Annotated in this window: 16 protein-coding genes; 15 read left to right on the top strand and 1 reads right to left on the bottom strand. The window is 63.1% G+C overall.

Annotated features, from left to right (window positions below; genetic code table 11):
- Positions 1-25: 25 nt before the first annotated feature.
- From NKI50_RS24290 to dhaK, 14 genes are all read left to right on the top strand, one after another.
- Positions 26-715, top strand: a complete 690-nt coding sequence (locus NKI50_RS24290) for a PIG-L deacetylase family protein (RefSeq protein WP_352717818.1) — start codon at positions 26-28, stop codon at positions 713-715.
- Between the two features lie 210 nt (positions 716-925).
- Entirely contained in the window at positions 926-2,257 is a 1,332-nt protein-coding gene (locus NKI50_RS24295) for an ABC transporter substrate-binding protein (protein WP_023717957.1), read from the top strand.
- 122 nt (positions 2,258-2,379) lie between these two features.
- Positions 2,380-3,327 carry a carbohydrate ABC transporter permease gene (locus NKI50_RS24300; protein WP_031211681.1) on the top strand — a complete coding sequence of 316 codons (948 nt, stop codon included), beginning with the start codon at positions 2,380-2,382 and terminating at the stop codon, positions 3,325-3,327.
- Positions 3,324-4,274, top strand: coding sequence for a carbohydrate ABC transporter permease (locus tag NKI50_RS24305; protein ID WP_023717959.1), 951 nt, complete (start codon positions 3,324-3,326; stop codon positions 4,272-4,274). The genes NKI50_RS24300 and NKI50_RS24305 overlap by 4 nt, the downstream gene beginning before the upstream one ends.
- Positions 4,271-4,471, top strand: coding sequence for a hypothetical protein (locus NKI50_RS24310; RefSeq protein ID WP_352640685.1), 201 nt, complete (start codon positions 4,271-4,273; stop codon positions 4,469-4,471). The genes NKI50_RS24305 and NKI50_RS24310 overlap by 4 nt, the downstream gene beginning before the upstream one ends.
- Positions 4,472-4,474: 3 nt before the next feature.
- On the top strand, positions 4,475-5,587 hold the full coding sequence (locus NKI50_RS24315) for an ABC transporter ATP-binding protein (RefSeq protein WP_352495753.1): 1,113 nt from the start codon (positions 4,475-4,477) through the stop codon (positions 5,585-5,587).
- Complete coding sequence (locus tag NKI50_RS24320; RefSeq protein WP_352717820.1) at positions 5,580-6,593, top strand: ABC transporter ATP-binding protein; 1,014 nt, start codon at positions 5,580-5,582, stop codon at positions 6,591-6,593. Before NKI50_RS24315 ends, NKI50_RS24320 begins: the two co-directional genes overlap by 8 nt.
- A gap of 67 nt (positions 6,594-6,660) precedes the next feature.
- A complete protein-coding gene (locus NKI50_RS24325) occupies positions 6,661-8,304 on the top strand; it encodes a dihydroxyacetone kinase subunit DhaK (RefSeq protein ID WP_352717822.1) in 1,644 nt (547 codons plus the stop codon).
- 81 nt (positions 8,305-8,385) lie between these two features.
- Positions 8,386-8,988 carry a dihydroxyacetone kinase subunit DhaL gene (gene dhaL, locus NKI50_RS24330; RefSeq protein ID WP_352717824.1) on the top strand — a complete coding sequence of 201 codons (603 nt, stop codon included), beginning with the start codon at positions 8,386-8,388 and terminating at the stop codon, positions 8,986-8,988.
- On the top strand, positions 8,985-9,374 hold the full coding sequence (gene dhaM, locus NKI50_RS24335) for a dihydroxyacetone kinase phosphoryl donor subunit DhaM (protein ID WP_006325214.1): 390 nt from the start codon (positions 8,985-8,987) through the stop codon (positions 9,372-9,374). Before dhaL ends, dhaM begins: the two co-directional genes overlap by 4 nt.
- A 23-nt stretch (positions 9,375-9,397) precedes the next feature.
- Positions 9,398-9,700 (top strand): HPr family phosphocarrier protein, encoded by a 303-nt coding sequence (locus NKI50_RS24340; RefSeq protein WP_352717826.1) that lies wholly within the window; start codon positions 9,398-9,400, stop codon positions 9,698-9,700.
- Positions 9,684-11,300: a phosphoenolpyruvate--protein phosphotransferase gene (gene ptsP / locus NKI50_RS24345; protein WP_352717828.1), complete on the top strand. Its 1,617-nt coding sequence runs from the start codon at positions 9,684-9,686 to the stop codon at positions 11,298-11,300. The genes NKI50_RS24340 and ptsP overlap by 17 nt, the downstream gene beginning before the upstream one ends.
- An 8-nt stretch (positions 11,301-11,308) precedes the next feature.
- On the top strand, positions 11,309-11,731 hold the full coding sequence (locus NKI50_RS24350; RefSeq protein ID WP_352717830.1) for a hypothetical protein: 423 nt from the start codon (positions 11,309-11,311) through the stop codon (positions 11,729-11,731).
- Positions 11,732-11,757: 26 nt separating this feature from the next.
- Positions 11,758-12,744, top strand: coding sequence for a dihydroxyacetone kinase subunit DhaK (gene dhaK, locus NKI50_RS24355; protein ID WP_352717832.1), 987 nt, complete (start codon positions 11,758-11,760; stop codon positions 12,742-12,744).
- A 282-nt stretch (positions 12,745-13,026) separates the two neighbouring features.
- Here the strand turns inward: dhaK and NKI50_RS24360 are convergent, their stop codons facing one another.
- Positions 13,027-13,824: a DUF2259 domain-containing protein gene (locus NKI50_RS24360; RefSeq protein WP_352591612.1), complete on the bottom strand. Its 798-nt coding sequence runs from the start codon at positions 13,822-13,824 to the stop codon at positions 13,027-13,029.
- Between the two features lie 171 nt (positions 13,825-13,995).
- Between NKI50_RS24360 and NKI50_RS24365 the strand changes: the two genes are divergently transcribed.
- Complete coding sequence (locus NKI50_RS24365; protein ID WP_352591609.1) at positions 13,996-15,903, top strand: propionyl-CoA synthetase; 1,908 nt, start codon at positions 13,996-13,998, stop codon at positions 15,901-15,903.
- Positions 15,904-15,935 lie beyond the last annotated feature (32 nt).

Here is a 15,935-nt window from a genome sequence, read left to right on the forward strand (position 1 = left end):
TTTTCCATTTCCGGGAGGGATGAGAGTGAAGATATTGGCGCTTGGCGCGCATCCGGACGACATCGAGATCTTCATGTTCGGTACGATGGCCGCCTATGCCGCGCAAGGCGCAGAACTCTTTTTTGCCGTAGCCACGGATGGCGCCAGGGGCGGCTACGGCGATCCGGCCGCGCTTGCCCGCACGCGCCGCAAAGAGGCGACGGCGGCGGCCGGTCTGCTTGGCGTGACGCCGCGCTTCATCCATTTTCCCGATGGCGCGCTGGTGGCGGACGCCGCCCTGATCGGGGCGCTGAGAGCACTGATCGGCGAGATAGGGCCGGATCTGGCGATTACCCATGCGCCGAACGACTATCATGGCGACCACCGCGCGCTGTCGGACGGCGTGCGCATCGCCGCGTCATTCTCGGTGCCGGTACTGCATGCCGACACGCTCGGCGGCACCGGGTTTTCGCCGACGCATTACGTCGATACCTCCAGGCATTTCGATCTCAAGGCGGAGGCGATCCGGGCGCATCAGTCGCAGGATCCCGAGCGTTTCGTCAATGCGGCGCGCACGCTGAACGCCTTTCGCGCCGGCCAGTGCAACGGCCCAGCCGGAGCGTTCGCGGAGGCCTTCCGCTTCGAGCCGGTCTTCCCCTTCGCCGACATCCGCGCCCTGCTGCCGCCGCCCCCAGCGATCCGTCCGGTGACGGTCAGCAACAAGACGGTGACCTAGGCGGGCGCCGCAACTCCGACATTGCTCCCCGATTCGACATGCTGCGGTGCAGCAACGAATTCGCTTGCCTTGTTTAGTAAAAATTGCATCACTAAACAAATTACTAAACATCCGACGTGTTGCCGCGCCGTTGTGTTTAGGCCCCGGAGGAGGGGTTTAGCGGGCTCTTGAAACCGTCATCCGGACGCGTTTCGCAAATGGGAGGAAGGCATGAAATCGACCTTGAAACTGGCGTTGGGACTGGCATCGACACTCCTCGCGTCGACAGCCGTTTCGAACGTCGCGCAGGCAGAAGATCTGACGCTTTGCTGGGCAGCCTGGGACCCGGCTAACGCGCTCGTGGAATTGTCCAAGGACTTCACCAAGGAAACCGGCATCGGCATGAAATTCGAATTCGTGCCGTGGACCAACTATGCCGACCGCTTTCTCAACGAGCTGAATTCGCACGGCAAGCTGTGCGACATGATCATCGGCGACAGCCAGTGGATCGGCGGCGCCGCCGAGAACGGCCATTACGTCAAGCTGAACGACTTCTTCGACAAGGAGAAGATCAGCATGGACGATTTCGTGCCGGCGACTGTCGTCGGCTACTCGGAATGGCCGAAGAACTCGCCGAATTACTGGGCGCTGCCGGCTATGGGCGACGTCGTCGGCTGGACCTATCGCAAGGACTGGTTCTCCAAGCCGGAACTGCAGAAGGAATTCAAGGAGAAATACGGTTGGGATCTCGGCCCGCCGACAACCTTCGACCAGCTGAGGCAGATCGCCGAATTCTTCCAGAAGCGCGAGATCGACGGCAAGACCGTCTATGGCGCGTCGATCTACACCGAGCGCGGCTCGGAAGGTATCACCATGGGTGCCATGGACGTACTCTACAGCTTCGGCTTCCAGTATGAAAATCCGAAAAAGCCCTACGAGATGGAAGGTTTCGTCAACTCCGATAAATCGGTGAAGGGCTTGGAGTTCTACAAGGCGCTCTATGATTGCTGCACCCCTCCCGGCGCCTCGAACAGCTACATGGGCGAAGGCGTCGACGCCTTCAAATCCGGCCAGGTGGCGATGCACATGAACTTCGCCTTCACCTGGCCAGGCCTGCAGAAGGACGAAAATGTCGGCGGCGACAAGATCGGCTATTTCGTCAATCCCAAGGGTCCCGACGGCGACCAGTTCGCCCAGCTCGGCGGCCAGGGCATCTCGGTGGTCTCCTATTCCGACAAGCAGGAAGCCGCGCTCAAATACATCAAATGGTTCGCCAACAAGGACGTGCAGTCCAAATGGTGGTCGCTCGGCGGCTATTCCTGCCTCAACGCGGTCGTCAAGGACCCGGGCTTCCCGGCCAGCCAGCCTTATGCGCAGACCTTCCTCGACTCTATGGCCATCGTGAAGGATTTCTGGGCCGAGCCGAGCTACGCACCGCTGCTGCAGGCATCGCAGAAGCGCTTCCACGACTATGTCGTTGCCGGGCAAGGCTCGGCCAAGGACGCGCTCGACGGCCTCGTCAAGGACTGGACCGAGGTCTTCCAGGACGATGGCAAGATGTAATCGGATGTAACCGGCTCCTCCCGAGCCCATGACCGAACCGTCCCGTGCCGCCCTTGGCACGGGACACAGTTCAGATAAATTCCATTCTCGAGACGATCCAAGTGACCGAAGCAGGACTGACTATGCTCAATCGGACGGCGGACAGCGTTGCCCGGGCTACGCCTGAGCCGTTGGCCCGCAAGGTCCGGGGCATCAGCGACAAGGGCCTCGCCTGGCTGTTCATCTCGCCGACGATCCTGTTGCTTCTCGCCATCAATATCTTCCCGCTGTTCTGGGCGATCTATCTGTCCTTCACCAACTTTCGCGCCAATCGCCCCAACGAGGTGGTGAAGAACCTTGGGCTGGCCAACTACAAGCGCATCCTCGCTGACCAGGACATCTGGATCGCCATGCAGACGACGGCGCATTTCGTGTTCTGGACCATCCTGCTGCAGACGCTGATCGGCTTCACGCTGGCCTGGCTGATCGACCGTAAGTTTCGTGGCCACGCCTTCTGGACGACCATCATCCTGGTGCCGATGATGCTGTCGCCGGCGGTGGTCGGTAATTTCTGGCGCTTCCTCTACGAGCCACAGATCGGGCTGTTCGCCTACGCCGTTTCGTTCGTCACCGGCATTCCGGCAACCGAGATCAGCATGCTGTCCAACGTCTCGCTGGCGCCATGGTCGATCATCATCGTCGATACCTGGATGTGGACTCCCTACGTGATGCTGATCTGCCTCGCCGGCCTGCGCTCGATCCCCGAATACATCTACGAAGCGGCCGAGGTCGACCGCGCCTCCAACTGGCGGCAGTTCTGGTCGATCACGCTGCCGATGGCGCTGCCCTTCATCATGCTGGCGGTGTTGTTTCGCGGAATCGAGAACTTCAAGATGTTCGACATGGTCAATTTGCTCACCGGCGGCGGGCCGGGATCGACCACCGAAGTGGCCTCGATCACGCTGAAGCGGCAGGCCTTCGAAAGCTGGCGGACGGGCTATTCCTCGGCCTTCGCCATCATCCTGTTCGTCGCGGTGTTCGGCCTGGCGAACATCTACGTCAAGGCGCTCAACAAGGTGAAGCAGAGATGAGCCTGACGTCAGCCCATTCGGTCGTCGCACCCTCGGCCACGTCGAAGCGCGTCGCCGGCACGATTATCGTGGCCTACGCGCTGATCTCGATCGTACCGCTGCTGTGGATCTTCGCGACAAGCTTCAAGACGCCGCCGGATTCGATTGCCTATCCGCCGAAGATCCTGTTCCAGCCCAGCGTTGAGGGCTACTGTAACCTGTTCACGACGCGGACAAGGCAGACGCCGGAATACATCAACTCGCTGGGGCCGGCGACGGGCCTTTGCGACGAGACGGTGCGCAAGCGCAACATGGTGATCGCCGGCCCCTCGAACTTCATGCCGCGCTTCGTCAATTCGCTGATCATCGCCTTCGGCTCAACCTTTTGCGCAGTGTTCCTCGGCACGCTGTCGGCCTACGGTTTTTCGCGCTTCAAAGTGCCGCTCGCCGACGACCTTTTGTTCTTCATCCTGTCGACGCGGATGATGCCGCCGATCGCGGTCGCGATTCCCATCTACCTGATGTATCGCGAGCTTGGCCTGTCGGACACGGCTCTCGGCATGATCCTGCTCTATACGGCGGTTAACGTGTCGTTGGCAGTGTGGCTGCTGAAAGGCTTCATCGACGAGATCCCGCGCGAATATGAAGAAGCGGCGATGATCGACGGCTACACCAGGCTGCAGGCGTTCTGGCGCACGGTACTGCCGCAGGCGACCACCGGTATTGCCGCAACCGCCATTTTCTGTCTGATCTTTGCCTGGAACGAATATGCCTTCGCTGCGCTACTGACCTCGGGCACGGCGCAGACCGCGCCGCCCTTCATCCCGACCATCATCGGCGAAGGCGGCCAGGACTGGCCGGCGGTCGCGGCCGGCACAACGATCTTCCTGGTGCCGATCCTGGTCTTCACCATCCTGCTTCGCAAGCAATTGCTGCGCGGCATCACCTTCGGCGCGGTGCGCAAATGAGCATGACCGCAAAACGCAAATCGCGCTGGCCCGTTTGGGCCAGGCGCGGGCTGATGGAAAACGTCGCCACGGCGATCATCGCCATCGGCTTCCTGATGCTGTTCCAGCCCTTCGCGCTGGCGCTCTACACCTATTCCTTCATCACCATGCTGGCCGGCACGGCGATGTTCATCATCGTCTCGAAATTTCCGGAGTAGACGATGGCCGAGATCAGGGTCGAACATCTGAGAAAGGCATTCGGCGATTTCGTCGCCGTGCAGGATTCCAACTTCGTCGTCGAGGACGGCGAATTCTTCGTCATGCTAGGGCCGTCGGGCTGCGGCAAGACGACGACGCTTCGTATGATCGCCGGGCTCGAACTGCCGACCGGCGGCAAGATCCTGCTTGGCGGCGAGGACGTCACCATGCGGCGTGCCCGCGAGCGCGACATCGCCTTCGTATTCCAGCTGTTCGCGCTCTATCCGCACATGAATGTGAGGAAGAACATCGGCTTTCCGTTGCTGGCGCAAGGCATGCCAGGCGCTGAAATCCGGGCCAGGGTGGAAGAGACGGCGAAGCTTTTGCGGATCGACCATCTGCTCAACAAATCCGTCTCCGGGCTTGCCGGCGGCGACCGCCAGCGCGTAGCGCTCGGCCGCGCCATCGTGCGGCGGCCAAAGTGTTTCCTGATGGACGAGCCGCTCGGCACGCTCGACACCGAATTCCGCGACCTGATGGTCCATGAGCTGCGCGACCTGCACAACCGCATCCACGCCACCACCGTCTATGTCACGCATGACCAGATGGAAGCGATGTCGATGGCCGACAAGATCGCGGTGATGAACCATGGCGTCATCGAGCAGTTCGGCACGCCGCGCGAAATCTACGACCGGCCGGCAACGATGTTCGTCGCCGACTTCATCGGCTCGCCGCCGATGAATTTCCTCGGCTTCGGCGGCGGCCTTTCAAAGGGCGCCAGGGAAATTGTTGTGCAAGGCGCGAAGGTGGCCGTGCCGGAGGTGCGGGAGGATATTGCGCCGGCCGAGATGGCGCTTGGCATCCGGCCGGAGCACATCCGTTTCGATGACGCTTCGAAGCTGCGCGGCGCCATTTATGGCACCGAATATCTCGGCACCACGCAGATTGTGGCGGTGGAGACGGCAGACGGCATCATCAAGGCCAGGGTACCGGCCGAAATCCGGCTCAATCCGGGCGATCATGTCGGCCTGGCGCTGAGCAGCGCGCGGCTGTCGCTGTTCGCAAAAGGATCCGGCCGTGCGGTGCGCACCGAAATCCATGAGTCGGCCTCCCAGGGGAGAGCGCATCATGGCTGACGTTCACATCAAAGGCGTGACCAAGGTTTTTGGCGAGCATGTCGCCGTCGACAATCTCGACCTGCATATCGCCGACGGGGAATTCGTCGTGCTGCTCGGGCCGACTGGCGCCGGCAAGACGACGACGCTCAGGCTGATCGCTGGGCTGGAGCGGCCCGAAGCGGGCTCGATCCATATTGCCGGCCACGACACGACGACGCTGTCGCCGGCCGAGCGCGACACCGCTTTCGTGTTCCAGCAATATTCGCTCTATCCGCATCTGTCGGTCTACGACAACCTCGCCTTTCCGCTACGCTCGCCGGCGCGCAAAATGCCGGAGGATCAGATCCGCCGCCGCGTCGAGGACGTGGCCAAGATGGTGCGCATCCACCACAAGCTGAATAGTCGCTCGACCAAACTGTCGGGCGGCGAGATGCAGCGCGTCGCCATCGGCCGCGCTCTGGTGCGCAAACCGTCGATCTACCTGATGGACGAGCCGCTGTCGTCGCTCGACGCCAAGCTGCGCGCCGATCTCAGGCTCGAGCTGAAGCGCATCCAGGCCGAACTCGGCGCTACAATGCTCTACGTCACACACGACCAGATCGAAGCGATGACCATGGCCGACCGCATCGGCATCCTCGCCGACGGCGTGCTGGTGCAGATCGGTTCGCCGCGCACGATCTATTCTGAGCCGGCAAACCTTCACGTCGCGGCAAGGCTAGGCCAACCGGCCATCAATTTGTTGCCGGTCGGACTGCTGCCGGATGGCGGCGCGCCGGCGGGAACCAAGACGATCGGAGCGCGCACCGAACATCTTTCGATCGAGAAGGCGGCGAACGGCCATGCCGACGGCGTCGTCGATTGGGTCGAGCATCTCGGCGACCAGAACCATCTGCACGTGACGGTGGGGACCAGGAAGCTGGTGACGCTGACCGACCCCGACACCGACCTGGCGCAGGGCGACAAGATCATGATCCGCTATCGCTCGCCGCTGTATTTCGGCGCCGATGGGCGACGGCTGATGTGAGCGCTGCGCGAGTGTTTTCCTGGCACCTTTCAACCGGCAATTTCGGGCACCGGACTGGACCAATTCGATGAAGCATTTTTTCAATCGCAGGGATACGATCGTAACTGAGGCACTGGACGGCTTTCTCGGCACGACCGGCGCCGGCGATCTCGCTCGCCTCGAGGGCTATCCCGAAATCAAGGTCGTCCTCCGTGCGGACTGGGATAAGAGCAAGGTCAGCATCATCTCCGGCGGCGGGGCCGGGCACGAACCCGCGCATGCCGGCTTCGTCGGCGTGGGCATGCTGACGGCGGCAGTATCAGGCGAGATCTTTGCTTCGCCGAGCGTGGAAGCAGTATTGGCCGCCATCCGCGCGGTAACCGGTCCCGCCGGGTGCCTGCTGATCGTCAAGAACTACACCGGTGATCGCCTCAACTTCGGCTTGGCAGCCGAGAAGGCGCGCGCCGAAGGCTTCCGCGTCGAGATGGTGATCGTCGCCGACGACATTGCCCTGCCGGATATTGCCCAGCCGCGTGGCGTTGCCGGCACCTTGTTCGTGCACAAGATCGCCGGCCACCTGTCGGAAGCCGGCAACGATCTGGCGACGGTTGCCGCTACGGCGCGGGCCGCGGCGGTGGACATCGTTTCACTCGGCATATCGCTGTCGTCCTGCTCGATCCCCGGCCAGAGCCATGACGAAAGATTTGGCGCCGACGACGCCGAACTCGGCCTCGGCATCCATGGCGAACCGGGCGTTGAGCGGATTGCGGTGCAAAGTGCCGAAAGGCTGGTTGCGATCATGTCGGAGCGCCTTGCCGCGCGGCTCGATCCCGCCAGTGACTACGCCTTGCTGATCAACAATCTCGGTTCGGTGCCGCCGCTGGAAATGTTGCTTGTCACCAATGCGGTGTTGGCTTCACCGCTGGCACGAAAGGTGACGCTGACGATCGGGCCCGGGCAGCTTATGACGGCGCTCAACATGAACGGCTTTTCCCTGTCGCTGATCCGGCTCGATGCGCCTCGCGAAGTAGCCTTGCGGGCGCCGGTCGGCCCTCACGCCTGGCTGCCGGCAAGAGCCGTTCGCCCAGTGAGCGTCGTGCCGGTGGCCAAAGCCACCGGCCCGAACAACGCGTCAAAAGCCAGCCAGGATGCACGCACCGAGCAGTTGGTTGTCGCGGTCTGCGAACGGCTGATCTCGCTTGAAGGCGCGTTGAACGGACTGGATGCCAAGGCGGGAGACGGCGACACCGGATCGACTGTGGCGGCCGGTGCGCGGAGCGTGCTTAGCCGCCTTGAGACACTGCCGCTCGCCGACCCTGCCGCAACGCTCGCCACCGTCGGCGACATCCTGAGTACCAGCATGGGCGGCTCCAGTGGCGTGCTGCTGTCGATCTTCTTAACCGCCGCCGCGCAGGCGTCGAAATCTGGCGAAACGCTTCCCAAGGCGCTTCTCGTCGGCCTGGATCGGATGTCCTTCCATGGCGGAGCGAGGGTCGGCGATCGCACGATGATCGATGCCCTGGAACCCGCCTTGAGGGCGTTGGATAGCGGCAGTCTGGAGGACGCGGCGGTCGCGGCGCGACGCGGCGCCGAGGCCACCGCGGCCATGCGCAAGGCCAAGGCCGGGCGGTCCGCCTATATTGGCAGCCAGCTCGACGGCGTGGTCGACCCCGGCGCCTTTGCCATCGCCGAGGTCTTCACTGCCCTCGCTGCGTTGCTCGAACCCGCTTGACTGGGGAAAAGAATGCTTCAATTGCCGGATATGCAATTTTCTCGTACTGCCGGCAGCGCGGAGGCCAGGAGCATGGGTGATATGGCGGTAGCGGATCTTTCCAGGCTAATCGAGGCGGCGGCAAACACCATCGCCGCCCATGCCGAAGAGCTGACCGGGCTCGACCAGGCGATCGGCGACGGCGACCATGGGCTCAACATGAAACGCGGCTTCGAGGCCGTGCGGGCCGAGGCCGGCGCGTTCGCGGCAAAGCCGTTGCCCGAGGCGCTGAAGGCGGTCGGCACCAAGCTGGTGATGACCGTCGGCGGAGCCTCCGGACCCCTGTTCGGCACGCTGTTCATGGCGCTCGGCAAGGAGATTTCCGCCGCGCCGGATCGCGCCAATCTGGCTGCGGCCTTCGGCAAGGCGATCGAAGCGGTGGCCGCCAGAGGCAAGTCGCAGGCCGGGCAAAAAACCATGCTCGATGTGCTGCAGCCGGTGCATGAGGCCCTGCTGCAGGGAAGGGCGGCAGCGGACATCGCCGAGGTCGCTGACAACGCAGCCGAGGCGACCGTGCCGATGAAGGCGTTGCGTGGGCGCGCCTCCTTCCTTGGCGACCGTTCGATCGGTCATATGGATGCCGGCGCACGCTCGACCGCGCTTCTGGTGCGGGCCGTAGCCGAGATAATCGAGAGGCGCGCATGAGCAATGTCGGCATCGTCATCGTATCGCATTCGCCGCTGGTCGCCGAAGGCACCGCCGATATGGTGCGGCAGATGGTCGGCGACGAAGTGCCGCTTGCATGGTGCGGCGGAAACGGCCATGGCGGGCTGGGAACCAATGTCGAGGCGATCATGGGCGCCATCGACAAGGCCTGGTCGGAGGCGGGTGTCGCCATCCTCGTCGATCTCGGCGGCGCCGAGACCAATAGCGAGATGGCGGTCGAGATGATCGGCGAACCACGCGCCCAGAAGATCATCGTCTGCAATGCGCCGATCGTCGAAGGCGCGGTGATGGCGGCGACCGAGGCTTCCGGCGGCGCCTCGCTCAGGGAAGTGGTAGCGACGGCGCACGAATTGTCGCCGTCGTGAAACGAACGGGAATTTTGACAAGCATGTCCGCAGCAGCCGAAGCCAGCGTCCTGATCACCCATGAGGTAGGCCTGCATGCGCGTCCTTCGGTGAAGTTCACCAAGCTTGCCAAGACGTTTTCGGCCGAGGTCGAAGTGGCGGTCGCCGCCAACGGGCCGTGGTACGACGCCAAGAGCATCGTCAAGGTGATGGCGGCCAAGGCGCCGAAAGGCACTGTGCTGCATATCCGAGCCAGAGGCGACGGCGCCGGCGAGGCGGTCGACGCGCTGGTCGAGCTGGTGCGGCGCGATTTCGACGAGGGCAAGGACCATGCCCGAACCGCTTAGGCTGCAGGGCATTTCGGCATCGGCCGGCTATGCCGAGGGGCCGCTGTTCGACCTCGACCAGGCTGCTGTGCGTTATGTCCGCAAGGCGACTGCCGCGGACGAGAAAGCGGCGCTTGAGGTCGCCATCTCCATTGCCGCAGGCCGGCTCGCGACATTGATCGAAACCAGCGACAGCGAGGCGGCCGGGATCCTCGAATTCCAGCTCGCCATGCTGGAGGACGACGCGCTGACCGGCCCGGCTTTTTCGCACATCGCCGAGGGCATGGCTGCTGATGTGGCTTGGCGAACAGCGCTCGACGCCGAGATCGCCGGCTACGAAACATCCGAGCAGGACTATTTCCGGGCGCGCGCGGCCGATATGCGCGATATACGCGACCAGGTGCTACGCGCGCTGACCGGGGGCGGCGACATTGCCGCGCCGGCGGGTGCGATCTTGTATGGCGAGGATATCGCACCGACGCGCTTCCTCGAGACCGACTGGAGTGCCGGCGGCGGCATCGCGCTTAAGGCCGGAAGCGCCGCAAGTCATGTCGCAATGCTGGCACGCTCGCGCGGCGTGCCCATGGTGGTGGGGCTTGGGCTCGTGGGGCGTGGGGTAGCCGGGCCTGGTGCTTCGCCGGCTCACCTTGCCGGAATCGCACTGCTCGATGCCGAACATGGCGGCATCGTGTTGGGGCCTTCGAAAGCGGAGATCGACGCGTTCCGGCGATCGTCGTCGTCTTTCGCGGCGCATCGCGGCAAAGCGGCAGCCTATCTGACAAGGCCGGCGGCAACGAAGACCGGCATAGCGATCGGGGTGCAGGTGAATATCGCCGATCCGTCCGATGTAGACAGCATCGATGTCGCGACGTGCGACGGTGTCGGGCTGATGCGGACCGAATTCCTGTTCGGCAAGACGCTGCCGCACGAGGAGACGCAATATCACGCCTACCGCAAAGTGCTGGAATGGGCCAGCGACAGGCCGGTAACAATCCGTACCGTCGATGCCGGCGGCGATAAGCCTGTGCCGGGCCTGACCGTCGAGGAAGGTAATCCATTCCTTGGCCTGCGCGGGATCAGGCTGTCGCTGGCGCGCCCAGAGGTCTTTCGCGTGCAGATCCGCGCCTTGCTCCGCGCCGCCATGCACGGCAATCTGAAGGTGATGTTCCCGATGATCGCCGTTCCGGAAGAGTATGAACGCGCCACCGCGCTGTTCGCTGAGGAGCAGGCTGACCTTTTGGCGCGCGGCATCGCGCAAAAAATGCCGCCACTTGGCATCATGGTCGAGGTGCCTTCGGTGGCGATTGCGCCGGAGGCATTCGCCAGGGCCGCCTTCTTCTCGATCGGTTCGAACGATTTGACCCAATACGTGATGGCCGCCGCTCGCGATAACATTTCGGTCGCACATCTGAATTCCGTCAGGCACCCGGCCGTACTCCGGCTGATCGCGTCGGTTGCCGCCTTCGGGCGCGAGCATAATATCCCGGTCAGCCTGTGTGGCGATGCCGGCGGCGACCCCGCCTCGATCCCGGCGCTGCTCGAAGCCGGCCTGCGTGACCTCTCCGTCGCTCCCGCCCAACTCGCGATGGCCAAGGCGGCCATCGCGGACGTTTGGATCTAGGGCCCGGCATGTCAGACAAGGCGTCGCAATCCGGCCCCGAAGAGGCTATCCGCGCCTACAAGACGATCCTGTCGCAGGTGATCGATCAGCGCCCGTCCGGCATGCGCCAGCGCCTCGCCGACGCGCTGGGCAAGCATCGCAGCTTCGTCACGCAGATTTCCAGCCCGGCCTATTCGACGCCAATTCCGTCAAAGCATTTGCCGACCATCTTCACCGTCTGCCATTTCAGCCCGGCCGAACGCGATCATTTCCTTGAAGCTTACCATCGGGCGCATCCGGGAAAGATGTCTGTGGCATCAGGCATGCGCAAGACACGCCATGTCTCCCTGATCGTTCCCGATTTCGGCGACGACAAGCAGAACGCGGCGCTCGACCGGGCGGTCAATGATTTCATCCAGAAGATCACCAGCATTGCCGGCAAGGGCAGCTGACGCTGGGCTATTTCGGGAGGACAGCCATGAAGAAATTTCTGAATTCGGTCGACACGGTGCTGACCGAGAGCCTTGACGGCTTCGTTGCCGCGCATGCCGGTATCCTGGCGCTTGGCGAGGAACACAAATTTGTCCGCCGCAAGCTGCTCAAATCGGGCAAGGTGGCGCTGATCTCCGGTGGCGGCTCGGGTCACGAGCCGCTGCATGGCGGGTTCGTCGGGCACGGCATGCTGGATGCCGCCTGCCCCGGGCAGGTGTTCACCTCGCCGACGCCGGACCAGATGATGGCGGCCGTGGAAGCCGTCAATACGGGCGCCGGCTGCCTGTTCATCGTCAAGAACTACGAGGGCGACGTGATGAATTTCGACATGGCCGCTGAAATGACAGAAGGCGTCATGCAAATCGTGACCAATGACGATGTCGCGGTCGAAAACTCGTCCTACACCACCGGCCGGCGCGGCGTCGCCGGCACGCTGGTGGTCGAGAAGATCGTCGGCGCGGCGGCCGAGCAAGGCATGGCACTGGAGCCGTTGAAGGCGCTCGGCGAGCGCGTCAACGGAGCGACGCGCTCGATGGGCGTGGCGCTGACCAGCTGCACCGTGCCGGCGGCGGGCAAGCCGACCTTCGACATCGGCGACGGCGAGATGGAGTTCGGCGTCGGCATCCATGGCGAGCCCGGAAGGCGGCGCGACACGTTGAAGAGCGCCGACGCTATCGTCGAGGAGATCTGTACCGCGATCCTCGGCGATCTGGGCGACAGCGCCAAAGGCCGGGCGCTGCTCTTCGTCAACGGCTTTGGCGGCACGCCGCTGATGGAGCTTTATCTGATGTACAACAGCGCCCGCAAAACCTTCGAGAAGCACGGCGTGACGGTGACCCGGTCGCTGGTTGGGTCCTATGTGACTTCGCTCGACATGGCCGGCTGCTCGATCACGCTGAGCATGTTCGACGACGAGACGGCAGCGTTTTGGGATGCGCCTGTGCACACCGCCGCGCTGCGCTGGGGCATGTAGCGGCGGAGAATGCCCCAGAAATAGTCGGTGATAAGACCGACAGCAGCAGCGTGGTGCATCGCCAGACTGTTGTCCTCCTCACCCTAGGTAAGATAAGGGGCTCAGCGGGCTTGGGGAGTTGGGGCATGCGTTACAATTGGGATCGGGCGCCGACAGGTTTCGAGCGTCATGGGAAAATGCTGGCAGCCGCCTTGCTGATCGCCGGCGGGGTTGGCCTTATGCTCGCTGCGCTGCCGCTTTAGGAATCAACTCGAGTAGGAGATTATTTCTCAGCGGGTTATCTCAACGCGCCTGCCCTGTCACGGCGATGAAACGGCGGTCACGCCCTTCAAATCCCTGGCTGAAACGCTGCACGAGCATGACAAGCACGCCTGCTTTGCGGTCGGGGGTGAATGCGTAAGATTCCGACAGGCTGTAAGAAGTCGGGCAATTCCTCGAACCCGGCACCGCCTTGTCCTCATGCAGCAGCTTGATCGGCTTGCCGTCCTGACCCTGCAGCGTCAGGCGAAAGCCGAGCGCCTTGCCGGTCGTTTCGCCTTGCTGCGTCCTGTCGAAACTCGATGAACAATCCGCCGTGCTGTCGGCAAGGATCTGGTCGAGCTGAATGGTCGAGATGCCAAGCTCGTCATAAGTCGGCCAAAGCCATTTCTGCGAGACTTGCTCGAGGCGCGCAATGTCGTTGTAGGCGACCATGTCGTCGGGAAAGGTGAATTTGTCGAAGCCCGTCCGCTCGCCGCGCAGTGCGATGGCATATTTGGCCAGCAACGGCGCTGCCAGCTCGGCGGCCTGTGCCCTCGCCTGCGCAAGTGTCAGCGTCGAATCCTCCGTCTCGTCAACGATGAGGATCGGCTTGCCGCCGACGAACTCATCGGTGCGGGTGTCGATGATTTCGATCTCCGACCAGCCCGAATCCGAAGCACCGGCATCGAGCGTGCCGTACTGCTCGAAGGCGAAATAGTTACCGTCGGGCGAAAAGCCGATGATGCGCCGTGCCGCCGCATCGCCGGCCTGAGCAGCTGAAGCGAGTGCGAACGCCAGCGTCGCAACGACCGCAAATCCAAGCTCGTATCGCAGTTTCATCGCGCCCTGCCCCCAATGTCGAAAATTCGGCCGTATCAGCCCCGCAGGCCACGACGACCCTGCATTTGCGGCCGAATTAGACCGACGGCAAACGAAAAGCACAAATACATGGTTACAGAAAGCAGCATACGCTATTTCAAGGACAGCAAACATTCCTGGGGAGGAAGCTGGATGGCGTCACGCTACCACGAGGTCTATGATGGCTGGAAACGCGACCCGGAAAAATTCTGGGCCGATGCCGCCGGCGCAATCGACTGGTTCTCGCCCTTCGAGACCGTGTTCGATGCCAATGCCGGCGTCTATGGCCGGTGGTTCAATGGTGCCTCGTGCAACACCTGCTTCAATGCCGTCGATCGTCATGTGGCGGACGGCCGCGCCGACCAAATAGCGCTTATTCATGACAGCGCGATTTCGGGCACAATCAGGAAATTCACCTATGCCGAGTTGAAGCGCGAGGTGGTCGCACTGACCTCGGTACTCAAGAATCGCGGCATCCAAAAAGGCGATCGCGTCATCATCTACATGCCGATGGTGCCGGAAGCAGCCTTCGCCATGCTTGCCTGCGCGCGGATCGGCGCCGTGCATTCAGTGGTCTTCGGCGGTTTTGCCTCACATGAGCTCGCCACGCGCATCGACGATGCCAAGCCGAAGCTGATCATCTCGGCGTCCTGCGGCCTGGAGCCCGCGCGTGTCGTTGCCTATAAGCCGCTGCTCGACAAGGCGATCGAGATGTCGCGGCACAAGCCCGAAGCCTGCCTCATCCTGCAGCGCGACCAATTGCGCTGCGAGCTCAGGGAAAACTACGACATCGACTATGCCGACGCTGTGGCGCGGGAGCGGGCCGCGGGTGCCAATGTCGACTGCGTTCCGGTGCTTGCCACCGATCCGCTCTACATCATCTACACGTCCGGCACGACCGGCCAGCCAAAGGGCATCGTGCGCGACAATGGCGGCCACATGGTCGCGTTGAAATGGTCGATGGAAAACGAGTTCGGTGTGAAACCCGGCGAAGTGTTCTGGGCGGCTTCGGACGTCGGCTGGGTGGTCGGCCATTCCTACATCGTCTACGGCCCGCTGCTGCATGGCTGCACGACGGTGCTGTTCGAAGGCAAGCCGGTCGGCACGCCCGATGCCGGCACCTATTGGCGTGTGATCGCCGAGCATGGCGTGGTCGCACTTTTCACCGCGCCAACCGCCTTCCGCGCCATCAAGGGACAGGACCCGAGGGGCGAGTTCGTCCCGAAACACGATCTGTCCCGGTTCCGCACGCTGTTCCTTGCCGGCGAGCGCGCCGATGCGGAAACCATCAAATGGGCCGAGCAGAAATTGAACGTGCCGGTGATCGACCACTGGTGGCAGACCGAGACCGGTTCGCCGATGACCATCAATCCCGCCGGACTGGGCCTGCTGCCTGTCAAATACGGCTCGCCCGGCATGCCGATGCCCGGCTACGACATTCGCGTGCTCGACGATGCCGGGCATGCGGTCAAGCGCGGCACACTGGGCAACGTTGTGGTCAAACTGCCATTACCGCCCGGCTGTCTGCCGACGCTGTGGAATGCCGACGAGCGGTTTCGCCAAGCCTATCTCGAGGAGTTCCCCGGCTTCTACAAAACGGCGGATGCCGGCATGATGGACGAGGACGGCTATCTCTATGTCATGGCCCGCACCGACGACATCATCAACGTCGCCGGCCACCGGCTGTCGACCGGCGCCATGGAGGAGGTGTTGGCCGCGCATCCCGACGTTGCCGAATGCGCCGTCGTCGGCATCGCCGATGCGATGAAAGGCCAGGTTCCGCTCGGCTTCGTCGTGCTGAATGCCGGCGTCGACCGCGACGCGGGCATCATCGAAAACGAGGTGGTCGCGCTGGTGCGCGAACGGATCGGCCCGGTCGCCGCCTTCAAGACGGTGGTGACGATCAAGCGCCTGCCGAAGACGCGCTCCGGCAAGATCCTGCGCGGCACCATGCAGAAGATCGCCGACAAGGAGGCATGGGCCATGCCGGCAACGATCGACGACCCGGCCATCCTCGACGAGATCACCGCCGCGCTGAACGGCCGTGGCATCGGCGTGTAGGAGGCCGAAGCCGAGTTGCGTCCGAAGCTCCG

Source organism: Mesorhizobium sp. M0563, assembly GCF_040321065.1.
Taxonomy (GTDB): Bacteria; Pseudomonadota; Alphaproteobacteria; order Rhizobiales; family Rhizobiaceae; genus Mesorhizobium.

What these genes read in the sequence shown, in the direction of transcription:
- NKI50_RS24295 (WP_023717957.1), top strand. Translation starts at nt 926, where the DNA reads ATGAAATCGACCTTGAAACTGGCGTTGGGACTGGCATCGACACTCCTC.
- NKI50_RS24300 (WP_031211681.1), top strand. Translation starts at nt 2,380, where the DNA reads ATGCTCAATCGGACGGCGGACAGCGTTGCCCGGGCTACGCCTGAGCCG.
- NKI50_RS24305 (WP_023717959.1), top strand. Translation starts at nt 3,324, where the DNA reads ATGAGCCTGACGTCAGCCCATTCGGTCGTCGCACCCTCGGCCACGTCG.
- NKI50_RS24310 (WP_352640685.1), top strand. Translation starts at nt 4,271, where the DNA reads ATGAGCATGACCGCAAAACGCAAATCGCGCTGGCCCGTTTGGGCCAGG.
- NKI50_RS24315 (WP_352495753.1), top strand. Translation starts at nt 4,475, where the DNA reads ATGGCCGAGATCAGGGTCGAACATCTGAGAAAGGCATTCGGCGATTTC.
- NKI50_RS24320 (WP_352717820.1), top strand. Translation starts at nt 5,580, where the DNA reads ATGGCTGACGTTCACATCAAAGGCGTGACCAAGGTTTTTGGCGAGCAT.
- NKI50_RS24325 (WP_352717822.1), top strand. Translation starts at nt 6,661, where the DNA reads ATGAAGCATTTTTTCAATCGCAGGGATACGATCGTAACTGAGGCACTG.
- dhaL (WP_352717824.1), top strand. Translation starts at nt 8,386, where the DNA reads ATGGCGGTAGCGGATCTTTCCAGGCTAATCGAGGCGGCGGCAAACACC.
- dhaM (WP_006325214.1), top strand. Translation starts at nt 8,985, where the DNA reads ATGAGCAATGTCGGCATCGTCATCGTATCGCATTCGCCGCTGGTCGCC.
- NKI50_RS24340 (WP_352717826.1), top strand. Translation starts at nt 9,398, where the DNA reads ATGTCCGCAGCAGCCGAAGCCAGCGTCCTGATCACCCATGAGGTAGGC.
- ptsP (WP_352717828.1), top strand. Translation starts at nt 9,684, where the DNA reads ATGCCCGAACCGCTTAGGCTGCAGGGCATTTCGGCATCGGCCGGCTAT.
- NKI50_RS24350 (WP_352717830.1), top strand. Translation starts at nt 11,309, where the DNA reads ATGTCAGACAAGGCGTCGCAATCCGGCCCCGAAGAGGCTATCCGCGCC.
- dhaK (WP_352717832.1), top strand. Translation starts at nt 11,758, where the DNA reads ATGAAGAAATTTCTGAATTCGGTCGACACGGTGCTGACCGAGAGCCTT.
- NKI50_RS24360 (WP_352591612.1), bottom strand. Translation starts at nt 13,824, where the DNA reads ATGAAACTGCGATACGAGCTTGGATTTGCGGTCGTTGCGACGCTGGCG.
- NKI50_RS24365 (WP_352591609.1), top strand. Translation starts at nt 13,996, where the DNA reads ATGGCGTCACGCTACCACGAGGTCTATGATGGCTGGAAACGCGACCCG.